The organism is Streptomyces sp. NPDC107471 (genome assembly GCF_055582845.1).
The window spans coordinates 487,208-499,515 of the sequence record NZ_JBVJPC010000006.1 but is presented as its reverse complement, the minus strand read 5'-3'; the positions used below and the strand labels follow the sequence as shown (position 1 = coordinate 499,515).

Sequence of the window (12,308 nt, the reverse complement as noted above, 5' to 3'; positions counted from 1 at the left end):
CGCACACGGCGGCGGGGGCGCATTCGGACGAGTGCTCCGGGCGCTCCCGGCGAGATGTCATGCGTACTGGTGCTCGACGCCCGTGGCGGGCAGACTGCACCGGGCGGGACGGACGTCTCGGACGGGGGCGCGCACACTGGATCACGACAGAGTTGCCGGCTCTCGGCCCACGCGGGAGTCCGGGCGGGCACACCGACGCGCACAAGGGGGCGGGGCGGCATGGCGGAGCCGGAGTTCACGGCTACGGGCGTGCGGATCGGGAAGCGGCTGCGATCGCTCACCCGGGCCGGTCAGGTCCGGATCAACGACGGCAGACTGGAACTGCTCACCAGCTACGGCAGCGAGATCGACAGCGCGCCGGTGCAGGCGGTGCGCGCCTCCAAGCCCTGGTTCGCCTCGGACGACCGAGCCCTCGCCGACCTCAACGGCAACCGGTACCTGCTGACGCTCGGCGAGCACGACCCCGCCCCGGGCGAGCCGGGGCCGCCCGCTGCACGCCGGTTCATCGAGGCCGTGCGCAGGGCTGCGGGGCGTAGCGAATAGGTCACCGCGAGTTGCGGTGACGCGCCTCCTGCGTCACGCTGGTCTCACATCACTCTGGGTTTACCGGCGATCACGCTGCACACCAGCCCGCCGGGCACGACAGCAGGCGGCCGTCATGCAGGCACCTGCTGGATCGATCCGAACTCCGTGTTCTTCCGGACCTCACGTCGGGGAGTCGCAGCCGTGATCAGTCACCCAAGCAGGCATTGCACGGTCGAGCTTCAGGCTCTGCCGTCGCGGATCGGCCAGGTCCGCAGAATCCTTTCTGCGCAGTTGCGCTACTGGCATATGGATCCCCTCATAGACCGGGCCGTGCTCGGTGTGACGGAGTTGTTGACCAACGTCCACCGCCATGCCCAGCCCGACAAGACGTGCACCGTGGAGATCGAGCTGCTGCTCGACCGGCTCATGGTCTCGGTGCACGACCACGACCCGCGTCTGCCGGTCGTGGCCGACATCAAGGACACCGAGCCGCTCGCCACGTGCGGGCGAGGGCTCGCTATGGTCGCCGCGGTCAGCGAGAGCTGGGGCGTACGGCCGGACGGCGATGCGGGGAAGTTCGTGTGGTTCACCCTGCCGACGCCCGCCGCCGCGCGGCCCCAGCGGCGCACCGTCCTCGACAAGAGCGCGCTCCGGTTCACCGAGGTGCGCGCGGAAGTCCTCCGGCCCGAACACGCTCCCGCCCGGTCCGCCGTTCCCGGCTGACCGGGCGGTGACGGCTTCCCTTCCCGCACGCCAAGTCGCGGGGTGCGCTGGGTGGTCGGTGCCGGGTGAGGCTCGTGCGGTCATGCGGGCCTTGCCGGGTGCGCCGGCGGGTCGGGGCCGGTCGTAGGCGGGGCGCGCGCGTTGACTCAGTGGGCGCGCGGGTGGGTTCCACGCCGACAGGTACGGGCCGTTCGCTCCGTCGCGGTACTCGCCGTACGTCGAGGCGGGGGCGCGGGAGGGCGCCGGCTCTGCGGGACTTCGGCGGGCAGGCAGCCGTAGCGTCGGCGGGAAAGCGGCCGTAGCGTCGGCGGGCAGGCGGCCGTACGAGGCGTCCCCGCACGGGGGTTTCGCACGGCCGCCGGTTCTCGTTGGTGTGGCCCTTCGAGGGGTGCTCGACCGTTTCACTCGGTCGCGATCGCTCGGAGCACGTCGAGCCGGGCGGCTCGGTGGGACGGGCGCAGGCCCGCGAGGGCTCCCGCGGTGAGGCCCACCAGGGCGACGATCGCCAGTTGCAGGGGTGGCAGTGCGAAGGCGAAGGTGCTGTCGCTCGTGCCGTCCGAGGCCTTGACCAGGACCCAGCCCAGGAAGGCGCCCAGGCCCAGTCCGCCGACCGTGCCGAAGGCGGCGACCAGGACCGACTCCCAGCGGACCATCGCGCGGAGCTGGGACCGGGTCTGGCCCACGGCCCGCAGCAGGCCCAGTTCGCGGGTGCGTTCGTGGATCGCCAGGGTCAGCGTGTTGGCGATGCCCAGCAGCGCGATCAGGACCGCGAGGGCGAGCAGAGCGTAGACCAGGGTGAGCATCATGTCGATGCCGCCGGCCGAGGACTGCGCGTACTCGGCGCGGGTCTGCACCTCGGGATGGCCGTACCGCGCAGCTACCTTTTCCACCGCCGCCTTGCCCGCGTCGGTGCTCACCCCGTCCTTGAAGGAAACCGCGACGAGGGTGTCCGCGTCCTGTGTGCGGTGCGGGGCCCAGGCCGCCCGGGTGATGACGTAGTCCCCCGCCAGTTCGGACCGTCCGTAGACCGCGCGGACCGTGAAGGTGTGCTGCTCGCCGTCGGTGAAGGCGAGTCGGACCTGGTCCCCCGTCGCGAGGCCGAGCTTCTCGGCCTCCGTGCCGGTGATGGCGATGCCGTCGGTGCCGAGGTCGCGCAGGGAGCCGTGCACGGTGCCCAGATCGAAGGTGCGCTCCAGCGCGAGAGGGTCGGTGACGGTCAACGCCCGCCCCCGGCCGTCGACTTCGGCGACACCGCGGCCGAGGCCCACGGCCGTGTCCACCTCGGGCAATTGTCGGACAGCTCCGGCGAGCCGGGGGCTGAGTCCGCTGCCGCCCGCGCCGAACGACGGGGTGCTGACGGCGACATCGCCCGCGAAGGACCGGGAGACCGTCTGGTCCATGGTGGCCTTCAGGGACGCCCCGAACACCGTGAACAGCGAGACCACGGCCACGCCGATCATCAGCGCGCTCGCGGTGGCGGCCGTCCGCCTCGGGCTGCGCAGGGCGTTGCGCCGGGCGAGGGACCCGGTGACGCCGCGCAACCGGTCGAGGGGGCTGCCGAGGACGCGTACGGCTGTCGTGGCGGCGACCGGGCCGAGGACCACGAACGCGACGAGGGCCAGTACCGCGCCGGTTCCCGCGAGCAGGACGGACGGTGACACGAGGACGCCGGTGAGGGTGACGGCCACCGCGAGCGCGGTCAGACCGGCCCCGGTGACGGCACGGACGCGGGAGGCGCCCGACTGGTCGACGGCCGTCTCGCGCAGTGCGGCGAGGGGCGCGGTGCGTCCGGCGCGTACGGCGGGCAGCAGCGCGGAGCCCAGACAGACCACGACGCCCACCGCGAGCGGCAGCAGCATCGACAGCACGCTGACCACCAAGTCGCCCTCGGGGAAGGAGAATCCGATCGCCGGGAACAGGCTCTGGAGGCCGGCCGCGATTCCGATGCCGCCCGCGAGGCCGACGGCGGAGGCGGTGACGGCCACGACACTCGTCTCGGTCAGGGTCGACGCGGTGACCTGGCGCCGGGAGGCGCCGAGTGCCCGCAACAGGGCGTTCTCACGGGTGCGTTGGGCGACGACGATCGCGAAGGTGTTGTGGATGGAGAAGGTGGCGACCAGGAGGGCAACGCCCGAGAACACCAGCAGGAAGGTCGTGAAGACGGTCAGGAACTGGCTGGAGATCATGTCGGTGTTCTCCTGGGCCGACTCCTGCCCGGTGATCGCCTCAACTCCCCTGGGGAGGGCCTGAGTCAGCCGCTCGACGAGTTCACGCTGACTCACCCCGGGTCCCGCGCGCACCTTGATGCTCGACGCCTCGCCGGGCCTGGCCGTGAGGTACTTCTCGGCGTCGGCGCGGGTCATGCCGGTGAAGGTCACCTGGGCCATGCCGTCCTCGCCGCCGAAGGTCGCGAGACCGACGAGGGTCACCTCGACGGGGTCGGGCGTCCGCAGGACCGTCGTGTCGCCGATCTTCAGGCCGCCCTTCTCGGCGGCGCCGCGGTTGACGACGACCTCGCCGGACCGCTCCGGGGCGCGGCCCTCGGCGAGCCGGTACGGGTTGAGCTCCGGGTCGTCGATCCAGTTGCCGGCGAGGGTGGGCGGGCCCTGGCCCCCGACGGGTTCGCCGTCGGCGCCGACGAGTTGGCCGGCGCCCTGGATGTCGGGGGCGGCGGCCGCGACGCCGGGGACCCGCTCGACGGTGTCGACCAGGCCGGTGGCTACCGGTTCGCGCACCCCCTCGCTCTCCCCCGGCGTGGTGATGGCGTCGGCGCTGCGCACCACCGCGTCGGTGCCGCTGGTCGCGTTGCCGAACATGGCGTCGAAGCCGGCGCGGAGGGTGTCGCCCATGACGAGGGTCCCGGCGAGGAACGCGACGCCCAGGAACACGGCGAGGAAGGTACCGGCGAACCGCCGCTTGTGGGCACGCAGGGAGGCGGTGCTCAGGCGGAGGGAGGCGTTCATGAGGGGTCCTCCGTCGGGGTGGGCGAGGGGGCCTGCGGTTCCGAGCGGGAGAGGGCTTGCGTGGGCGAGGGTGCCTGGGTGCGGGCCGCTGCGTCTGCGTCGGGGGACGCATCCGTCCTGACCGGCGCCTCTGTCGGGGCGGGCGCCTCTGTCGGGGCGGGCGCCTCTGTCGGGGCTGGTGCCTCTGTCGGGCCCGGTGCCTTCGTTGGAGCTGGTGCCTCTCGCCGGGTTGACGTCTCGTCTCGGGGCTGCGCCTCTGTGAGGGGCGACGTCTCTGTCCTGGCCGGTGCCTCTCGCCGGGTTGACGTCTCGCCTCGGGGCGGCACCTCTGCGCGGGACGACGTCTCTATCCTGGCCGACACCTCTCGCCCAGTTGGCGCCTCGGCTCGGGGCGGCACCTCCGCTCGGGGCGGCACCTCTGTGAGGGGCGGCGTCTCTGTCCTGGCCAGTGCCTCTCGCCGAGAGGACGTCTCGCCTCGGGGCGGCACCTCTGCACGGGACGACGCCTCCGTCCTGGCCAGTGCCTCTCGCCGAGAGGACGCCTCGCCTCGGGGCGGCACCTCTGCACGGGACGACGCCTCCGTCCTCGCCGGCGCCCCGACCCAGTTCGCCGCTTCTGGCCGGGGTGGCGCCCCTGTCCGGGGCAGCTCCGGTGTCCGGGGCGGCTTCCCGCCCCGCGAAGGCGTCTCGAAGGCCTTCAGGCGGTCCAGGACCCTGTCCGCGGTCGGTGACTCCATGCGGTCGACCAGGCGTCCGTCGGCGAGGAAGACGACCTCGTCGGCGTGGGCGGCGGCGACCGGGTCGTGGGTGACCATGACGACCGTGCGGGCAGTCCGGCGCACGGTCCTGCCGAGAAGGCCGAGGACCTCCCCGCCGGAGCGGGAGTCGAGGTTCCCCGTGGGCTCGTCGGCGAAGACGACGTCGGGGCGGCCGGCGAACGCCCGGGCCACGGCGACGCGTTGCTGCTGCCCGCCGGAGAGCTCGGCCGGCCGGTGGTGGATCCGGTCGCGCAGGCCGACGACGTCGATGAGCGCGTCGATCCACTCGGGGTCGCCCCCGCCGCCCGCGAGGTCCAGCGGCAGCCGGATGTTCTCCTCGACGGTCAGCGTCGGCACCAGGTTGAACGCCTGGAAGACGAACCCGACGCGGTCCCGGCGCAGCAGGGTCAGACGGCGGTCGTCGAGGGAGCCGAGATCGGTGTCGCCGATGTACGAGGTGCCCTCGGTGAGCGTGTCGAGGCCGGCCGCGCAGTGCATGAGGGTGGACTTGCCGGAGCCGGAGGGCCCCATGATCGCGGTGAAGCGGCCGGCCGGGAAGTCGACGCTCACCCCGTCCAGGGCCCGCACGCCGGTGTCGCCGCTGCCGTAGACCTTCACGGCGTCGACCACCCGGGCGGTTGGAGTCCCGCCGGAGGGGGCCGTGACGGTCATGCCGCACCGCCCTTGCCCGACGCGCGGCCGAACTGCTCGTCCAGGACGGACAGCCGGCGCCAGTACTCGTCCTCGTCGATCTCGCCGGAGGCGAAGCGGCGGCCGAGCATCGCGATGGGCGAGTCCCCGGAGGGGCGGGCGTCGGCCATGGCGCGCCACGGTCCGCGGCGGCCCTGCCAACCGGTGCGGCGCAGGACGGTGACGACGCCGAGCACGACGGCCGCCCAGATCAGCGGGAAGAAGAGGATCCACGGGCCCGGGCCACCGTCCCAGTGCGCGAGAGTCTGCATGTCGGTTCATCTCCCTGGAGTTCCTGAGGGTTCGTTCGGGGCTGCTTCGAGACTGGCTCCGGGGAGGGGGTCGGGTCGTCGTACGGCCAGCGGCAGTGCGTGTACCTCCCGGGGAGTACGCGGCTCTGTTCCGCCTGCTCCCAGGGGGCTCGACTTCTGTAACTACTAGTATGTACAGTGCGACCATGAGCACCTCGGACCGACTGATCGAGTCCACCCGCGAACTGCTGTGGGAGCGCGGCTACGTGGGGACCAGCCCCAAGGCCATCCTGGAGCGCGCGGGCGCCGGACAGGGCAGCATGTACCACCACTTCAAGGGCAAGCCCGACCTCGCCCTGGCCGCGATCCGCAGATCCGCCGAGGAGCTGCGCGCCACCGCGGAGGGCGTGCTGGGCGGGCCCGGGACGCCGTACGAGCGCATCGAGGCGTATCTGCGGCGCGAGCGGGACGTGCTGCGCGGCTGCCCGATCGGCCGGCTCACGATGGATCCGGAGGTCGTCGCCAGCGACGAACTGCGCGCTCCGGTGGACGAGACGATCGACTGGATCCGTGAGCGCATCGCCGGGATCGTCGAAGAGGGCAAGGAACAGGGCCAGTTCGCGGCCTCGCTGGACGGCGAGGAGATCGCAGCGACCGTGCTCGCGACGGTGCAGGGCGGCTATGTCCTGGCCCGCGCGTCCGGATCGCCCGCCGCGTTCGACACCGGCGTGCGGGGCCTGCTCTCGCTGCTCACACCCCTTTCGTCGTAAGGAGCGGACACACGTGCAGATCACTCGAGAGCGCCCCCGAACCCGGCAGGGACCGGCGGAGAACTTCACCGGGACGGTGTGGCTGGACGAGATGGCCGCTCCTCCCGCCCCGTCCCTGCTGCGGATGTTCACCGTCCACTTCGCCCCCGGCGCCCACACCGCCTGGCACCGCCATCCGCACGGCCAGGTGCTGCATGTCACCGAGGGCGAGGGCCTGGTGCAGCGCAGGGGCGCGCCCCCCGAGCCGATCCGGGCGGGCGACACGGTCTGGATCGAACCGGGCGAGTGGCACTGGCACGGAGCCGGGCCGCACACCTTCATGACCCATCTCGCGGTCGTCGAGGCAGCGGAGGACGGCGCGACGACCGACTGGGACGCGCATGTCGCCCCCGAGGACTACCCCGCCTGAGGAGACGCCCGATGCACGCCATGCAGTACGAGCTCACCCTGCCCGCCGACTACGACATGGGCGTGATCCGCGCGCGCGTCGGGCGGGTCGGGCATCTGCTGGACGACTGGGACGGGCTCGGCTTCAAGACGTACCTGATGCGCGAGCGCGGGGTGCACGGCTCGCCCGTCAACCAGTACGCGCCCTTCTACCTGTGGAACACCGTGGAGGGCATGAACACCTTCCTCTGGGGAGGCGCCTTCCAGGGGCTCAGCAATGACTTCGGGCGCCCGTCGGTGCGGCAGTGGACCGGACTGTCGTACGAGGAGGGCGGCACCGCCGGCTCCCCCGCCCGGTGGGCCGTGCGACGGCGCCAACCGGTGCCCGACGGCGTGGAGTTGGCCAAGGTGATGGCGGACGCGGTGGGCGAGACGGGGCGGTTGGCCGGGGAGGACGGTGCGGTGTGCGCGGCGGCCGTCGTGGACACCGCCCGCTGGGAGCTCGCCCACTTCTCGCTCTGGGCGCACGAGCCGCCCGAGGCGGACGGCGAGGTGTTCGAGGTGCTGCACGTCTCGGCCCCGGGCCGGGAGCGGCTGCCGCGGGGGCGGCAGTGGTGAAGGTGGCTGCTGCGGGGCCAACAGTGGTGAGCACGGCCGCCGTTCGCACCGTGGCGGGTGACGTCCCCGCCGAAGAGCTCGGGGTGTGCGACGCCCACGACCACCTGTTCTTCGCCAGTCCCCGGCTGCCCGGACAGGAACTGCGCAGCGTCTTGGCGGCGCGGGCGGAGCTGGCCGCGTTCGCCGAACAGGGCGGCGGCGCCGTGGTGCAGTGGACGCCGTACGCACTGGGGCGGCGGGCCGCCGAACTGCCCGCGCTGGCACGGGAGACCGGGGTGCGGATCGTCGCCGCGACCGGGCTGCACCAGTCCGTCCACTACGACGACGACACGCTCGCCGGGCTGCGCGACAGGCTGGCCGAGGTGTTCGTGGCCGAACTGACCGAGGGCATCCGGGAGTCGGGGGTCCGGGCGGGGCTGATCAAGGTGGCGGGCGGCTTCCACGCCCTGGACGCGCACACCCGTTGGACGATGTCCGCGGCGGCCGAGGCCCACCGTGCGACGGGGGCGCCGATCGCCGTCCACCTGGAGCTGGGGACCGGCGCGCTGGACGTACTGGACCTGCTGTGCGGGGAGTTGGGGGTGCCGCCGGGACGGGTGATCCTCGGACACCTCAACCGCTCCCCCGACTTCACCGTGCACCGCCAGGCCGCGGCATCGGGCTGCTGGCTCGCCTTCGACGGGCCCTCGCGCGCCAACCACGCCACGGACTGGCGCATGCCGGACGCCGTGCGGTCCCTCGCCGAGGCGGGTCACGGGGACCGTCTGCTCCTCGGCGGCGACACCACGACGGCGGCCGCCCGGTCGGTCGACGGGGGCCCGGGGATGCCGTACCTGCTGCGCCGGGTGCGTCCCCGGCTCGCGGCCGAGCTGGGTGAGGAGCTGGTGCGCCGCGTCTTCGTCGACAACCCCGGCCGGGCACTGGCCGTGGAGTGGACGCGGCCCTGACCCCGTCGCTCAGCGGCAGAGGGCGTCGACGTCCTCGGGGCCGACCGCTGGGCACGGTCCCCGACACGGTCTGCGAGCCCGACGGCCACGAGGGACCGCCGCCGCTGATCGCCCTCGGCCGCGGCACAGGCGTGGTCCCCCGCCTCGTACTGGAGAACAGCGCGGTGGCCGCTGGCCGTGGCGCTGCGGAGGTTGACGGCCCCGCCCGGGGCCTGATCAGACTGGCCTGAGCGAACCGACACTGATGGGGAGAACATGCGAGTCGTCGTCATCGGCGGTAGCGGGCACATCGGCACCTTCCTGGTTCCCCGACTGGTCCGCGCCGGCCATGAAGTGATCAACATCAGTCGTGGCACGCGGGCCGCCTACGTCGAGGCTCCCGAATGGCAACAGGTGCGCCAGGTGGTCGCCGACCGGGAGCGGGAGGACGGCGAGGGCACCTTCGGTGACCGCGTGGCCGGGCTGGGGCCGGACGTCGTCGTCGACCTGGTCTGCTTCACCCTGGACTCCGCCACCGCGCTGGTCGGGCGGCTGCGCGGCGAGGTCGGGCACCTGCTGCACTGCGGCAGCGTGTGGCGCCACGGCCCCGCCGACCGAGTCCCGATCTCCGAGACCACGGGCACGCCGCCCGTCGGGGAGTACGGCATCCAGAAGGACCGGATCGCCCGGATGCTGAAGGCGGAGACGGCCGCCGGGGGCCTGGTGACCACGTCCCTGCATCCCGGGCACATCGTCGGACCCGGCTGGCACCCGGTGGGTCCGCTCGGCAGCTTCGACCCCGCCGTCTGGTACGCGCTCTCGGCGGGAGAGCCGCTGAAGATCCCCGGCAGCGGCGTGGAGCTGATGCACCATGTACACGCGGACGACGTCGCGCAGGCCTTCGAGCGGGCGGTCGAGCGGCGGGACGCGGCGGCGGGAGAGGACTTCAACATCGTGGCCCCGACCGCGCTGAACGTCCGGGGGTACGCCGGTCTCGCGGCCGGATGGTTCGGCCGGACCGCGTCGCTGGAACCGGTGACCTGGGAGGAGTTCCGCGCGAGCACGGACCCGGAACACGCCCAGGTGAGCTGGGAGCACCTGCACCGCAGCCAGTGCCTCTCCATCGAGAAGGCCAGGACCCGCCTCGGCTACGCCCCGCGCTACGAACCGGAGGACGCCGTACTGGAGTCGGTGCGCCGGCTGATCGACCGCGGGGAGCTGAAGGTGGCGGGCCCGCTCGCCGTCCGGGCGGGCGCGTCCCGCTAGGCCCGGCCGGCGTCCAGGCGTGCCACCCGGGCCACGTTCTCCCGGTCCTCGGCGTCCTCGCTCGGCGCCGCGGTGAACCAGGCGTCAAGGATCTCCTTGAGGAGCGGCTCGGAGGTGAGGCGCAGGCCGAGCGCCAGGACGTTGGCGTCGTTCCAGCGGCGGGCGCCGTCCGCGGTGTAGGCGTCCGTGCACAAGGCGGCCCGTACGCCGGGGACCTTGTTCGCGGCGATGGAGGCGCCGGTGCCGGTCCAGCAGCACACGACGGCCTGGTCGGCCGTCCCCTCGGCCACGTCACGGGCCGCGGCCTCGGAGCAGACGGCCCACTGCGGGTCGGCGCCGGGGCTCAGGGCGCCGTACGCGACGACTTCGTGGCCGCGTGCCCGCAGCTCGTCGAGGAGGGTGCGCGCGACCGGTTCGTCCATGTCCGAGGAGACGGAGATCCGCATGTCACGAGCCTACTCGGCGGTGCGTCCAGCGGACCACGGGTTCCAGGTACACCACGTGCGCGCCTGCCAGGTCCGGCAGTTCGGCCGGTGAGCCGACGAGGGCGATCCGGTCGAACTCGGGGGCACGACCGCGTGCCGTCTCGGCGGCGACGAGTGCCTCGAAACGCTCGCGGAGCAGATGGGCGGGCAGGGGCGGCGCCAGGTAGTGGACGCCGACCTGTCCGTCCTCGCCGTAGGTGACCAGACAGCGGGTGAGGTCGGTGGGTGGCAGGCCGACGCCCGTCTCCTCGGCCAGTTCCACCGCCGCGTGGCGGCGCAGCGCGTGCTCGTCGAGCGGTTCGTCGCCGGTGGGCGGCTCCACCGATCCGCCGGGGAACTGCCAGCGGCCGGGCGCGGCGGTGGCCGAGGACATCCGGCCCACCAGGACGCGTCCGTCCGGCGTCGGCTGCACCACGCTCACGAACAGGGACCGCAGGACGGTGGCGCCCGGGACGCGGCGCAGGGCGAAGTAGCGGTAGGTCGTCCGGGACCAGGAGACGAGCAGGGTGTCCGGGGCCTGCCGGGAGAGCCCCGCGCAGACCGCCACCGGACCGTCGAAGAGGGCCGGGTTGGCCAGGACGGCCTCGTCCCACTCGCGGTCCATGGCCGTCCGTGTCCCGGGCGGAAGCACGGGGGGCGCCACCTCGACCAGACGCAGTCCCCCGGCCTCGAGCAGTTCAGCCACGGGTCAGTGCCCCCAGCGGGTCGTCCAGCACCGGCTGCCACGCCAACTCCGCTGCCCCGACGAGGCTGTTGTGGTCCAGGGTGCAGGCCAGGATGGGGACGCCGCCGCTCTGTCCCCACAGGCTGCGGTCGGCGACGACGGCCCGCAGGCGCCCGGGGTCGGCGTCCAGCAGGGTGCGGTGGAGGCCGCCGAGGATGATCCGGTCGGGGTTGAGGATGTTGACAAGCCCGGCGAGGCCCAGGCCCAGGCGGTCGATCAGCGACTCGGCCGCCCTGCGGACGGCGGGGTCGTCGTAGTGGTCGCGGACGAGGTCGTCGGCCTGCCGGAGCAGGGACTGCTCGGGGCCGGGGTCGAGTCCCGCCGCGGTGAGCAGGGCCAGCGGGTCCGCCTCGACGTCCAGGCAGCCGCGGCTGCCACAGTGGCACGGGCGGCCCTCGGGGTTCACGGTGAGGTGGCCGACCTCCAGGGCGAGGCCCGAACTGCCGGTGTGCAGCCGTCCGTCGAGCACCAGGGCGCCGCCCACGCCCCGGTGTCCGGTCGCCACGCACAGCAGGTCCCGGGCGCCGCGGCCGGCGCCGTGGCGGTGCTCGGCGAGTGCGGCGAGATTGACGTCGTTGCCCGCGAAGGCCGGTCCGGTGATCCCGGCGGTGCGCACGCACTCGTCGAAGATGCGGCGGACCGGGGCGCCCGCGGGCCAGGCCAGGTGCAGCGGGTTGAGGGCGAGCCCGTCGGGTTCGGCGACCGCGGACGGCACGGCGAGCCCGGCGCCGACGCACCGCCTGCCGGTCGTGCGCAGCAGGTCGGCGCCCGCCTCGACGACGGAGCCGAGGACCTTCGCCGGGTCGGCGTCGACGGTCTCGGTGCCGGGGGCGGTGGCGACGATACGGCCGCCCAGACCGACCAGGGCGGCGCGGAAGCCGTCGGCGTGCACCTGCGCGGCCAGCACCACGGGGCCGTCCTCGGCGACCGCGAGCCGGTGCGAGGGCCTGCCCTGCGAACCGGCGGCCGCGGTGGGCCGGGCGTCGACGCGGATCAGCCCGAGCGCCTCCAGTTCCGCGGCGACCGCGCCGGCCGTCGCCCGTGTCACCCCGAGTTCCGCCGTGAGCACGGCCCGGGTGGGCGCCCGCCCGGTGTGCACGAGCTCCAACGCGGGCCCGAGCGCACCGCGCCCCCGGTCCAGCCGCGCCCTCGAGGTGGTCCCTTCCCCCGCCGGCCGGGGGTCCGCCTTGCCGCTCATGAGGGCGAGTCTCCCATGATCCGT

Annotated in this window: 12 protein-coding genes and 1 pseudogene; 7 read left to right on the top strand and 6 right to left on the bottom strand. The window is 73.7% G+C overall.

Going from position 1 to position 12,308, the window contains the following annotated elements; genetic code table 11:
* Positions 1-219: 219 nt before the first annotated feature.
* Both ACZ66S_RS23365 and ACZ66S_RS23360 read left to right on the top strand, forming a co-directional pair.
* The gene (locus ACZ66S_RS23365) at positions 220-543 is read left to right on the top strand and encodes a hypothetical protein (RefSeq protein ID WP_053847615.1); all 324 of its coding nucleotides are present in this window, start codon (positions 220-222) and stop codon (positions 541-543) included.
* A gap of 183 nt (positions 544-726) precedes the next feature.
* On the top strand, positions 727-1,248 hold the full coding sequence (locus tag ACZ66S_RS23360) for an ATP-binding protein (protein WP_469903455.1): 522 nt from the start codon (positions 727-729) through the stop codon (positions 1,246-1,248).
* 401 nt (positions 1,249-1,649) lie between these two features.
* Here the strand turns inward: ACZ66S_RS23360 and ACZ66S_RS23355 are convergent, their stop codons facing one another.
* The 3 genes and pseudogenes from ACZ66S_RS23355 to ACZ66S_RS23345 form a co-directional block, all read right to left on the bottom strand.
* Positions 1,650-4,211: an ABC transporter permease gene (locus ACZ66S_RS23355; protein WP_469903454.1), complete on the bottom strand. Its 2,562-nt coding sequence runs from the start codon at positions 4,209-4,211 to the stop codon at positions 1,650-1,652.
* Between the two features lie 677 nt (positions 4,212-4,888).
* Positions 4,889-5,641 (bottom strand): annotated as a pseudogene (locus ACZ66S_RS23350) (ABC transporter ATP-binding protein); the annotation flags it as partial.
* Positions 5,638-5,931 (bottom strand): SHOCT domain-containing protein, encoded by a 294-nt coding sequence (locus ACZ66S_RS23345; RefSeq protein WP_469903453.1) that lies wholly within the window; start codon positions 5,929-5,931, stop codon positions 5,638-5,640. The gene ACZ66S_RS23345 and the pseudogene ACZ66S_RS23350, both read right to left, overlap by 4 nt.
* Positions 5,932-6,101: 170 nt before the next feature.
* Between ACZ66S_RS23345 and ACZ66S_RS23340 the strand changes: the two genes are divergently transcribed.
* From ACZ66S_RS23340 to ACZ66S_RS23320, 5 genes are all read left to right on the top strand, one after another.
* Positions 6,102-6,680, top strand: coding sequence for a TetR/AcrR family transcriptional regulator (locus ACZ66S_RS23340; protein WP_469903452.1), 579 nt, complete (start codon positions 6,102-6,104; stop codon positions 6,678-6,680).
* Between the two features lie 13 nt (positions 6,681-6,693).
* Positions 6,694-7,089, top strand: coding sequence for a (R)-mandelonitrile lyase (locus ACZ66S_RS23335; RefSeq protein WP_469903451.1), 396 nt, complete (start codon positions 6,694-6,696; stop codon positions 7,087-7,089).
* Positions 7,090-7,100: 11 nt separating this feature from the next.
* A complete protein-coding gene (locus ACZ66S_RS23330; RefSeq protein WP_469903450.1) occupies positions 7,101-7,685 on the top strand; it encodes a DUF4865 family protein in 585 nt (194 codons plus the stop codon).
* 23 nt (positions 7,686-7,708) lie between these two features.
* A complete protein-coding gene (locus tag ACZ66S_RS23325; RefSeq protein WP_469903449.1) occupies positions 7,709-8,632 on the top strand; it encodes a phosphotriesterase family protein in 924 nt (307 codons plus the stop codon).
* A 255-nt stretch (positions 8,633-8,887) separates the two neighbouring features.
* The gene (locus tag ACZ66S_RS23320) at positions 8,888-9,877 is read left to right on the top strand and encodes an NAD-dependent epimerase/dehydratase family protein (RefSeq protein ID WP_469903448.1); all 990 of its coding nucleotides are present in this window, start codon (positions 8,888-8,890) and stop codon (positions 9,875-9,877) included.
* On the opposite strand, the gene ACZ66S_RS23315 is transcribed toward ACZ66S_RS23320, so the two are convergent.
* Genes ACZ66S_RS23315 through ACZ66S_RS23305 form a run of 3 tightly spaced genes read right to left on the bottom strand, consistent with a single transcriptional unit; the run spans position 9,874 to position 12,284 of the window.
* Positions 9,874-10,323, bottom strand: coding sequence for an RpiB/LacA/LacB family sugar-phosphate isomerase (locus tag ACZ66S_RS23315; RefSeq protein ID WP_469903447.1), 450 nt, complete (start codon positions 10,321-10,323; stop codon positions 9,874-9,876). The two genes, ACZ66S_RS23320 and ACZ66S_RS23315, sit on opposite strands and share 4 nt — an antisense overlap.
* A 1-nt stretch (position 10,324) precedes the next feature.
* Positions 10,325-11,047, bottom strand: coding sequence for an NUDIX hydrolase (locus ACZ66S_RS23310; protein WP_469903446.1), 723 nt, complete (start codon positions 11,045-11,047; stop codon positions 10,325-10,327).
* Entirely contained in the window at positions 11,040-12,284 is a 1,245-nt protein-coding gene (locus ACZ66S_RS23305; protein WP_469903445.1) for an ROK family protein, read from the bottom strand. Before ACZ66S_RS23305 ends, ACZ66S_RS23310 begins: the two co-directional genes overlap by 8 nt.
* Between the last annotated feature and the right edge of the window lie 24 nt (positions 12,285-12,308).

Bases quoted from the DNA above. Each gene is read 5' to 3' on its own strand.
- ACZ66S_RS23365 (WP_053847615.1), top strand. From the start codon at position 220: ATGGCGGAGCCGGAGTTCACGGCTACGGGCGTGCGGATCGGGAAGCGG.
- ACZ66S_RS23355 (WP_469903454.1), bottom strand. From the start codon at position 4,211: ATGAACGCCTCCCTCCGCCTGAGCACCGCCTCCCTGCGTGCCCACAAG.
- ACZ66S_RS23345 (WP_469903453.1), bottom strand. From the start codon at position 5,931: ATGCAGACTCTCGCGCACTGGGACGGTGGCCCGGGCCCGTGGATCCTC.
- ACZ66S_RS23340 (WP_469903452.1), top strand. From the start codon at position 6,102: ATGTACAGTGCGACCATGAGCACCTCGGACCGACTGATCGAGTCCACC.
- ACZ66S_RS23330 (WP_469903450.1), top strand. From the start codon at position 7,101: ATGCACGCCATGCAGTACGAGCTCACCCTGCCCGCCGACTACGACATG.
- ACZ66S_RS23320 (WP_469903448.1), top strand. From the start codon at position 8,888: ATGCGAGTCGTCGTCATCGGCGGTAGCGGGCACATCGGCACCTTCCTG.
- ACZ66S_RS23315 (WP_469903447.1), bottom strand. From the start codon at position 10,323: ATGCGGATCTCCGTCTCCTCGGACATGGACGAACCGGTCGCGCGCACC.
- ACZ66S_RS23305 (WP_469903445.1), bottom strand. From the start codon at position 12,284: ATGAGCGGCAAGGCGGACCCCCGGCCGGCGGGGGAAGGGACCACCTCG.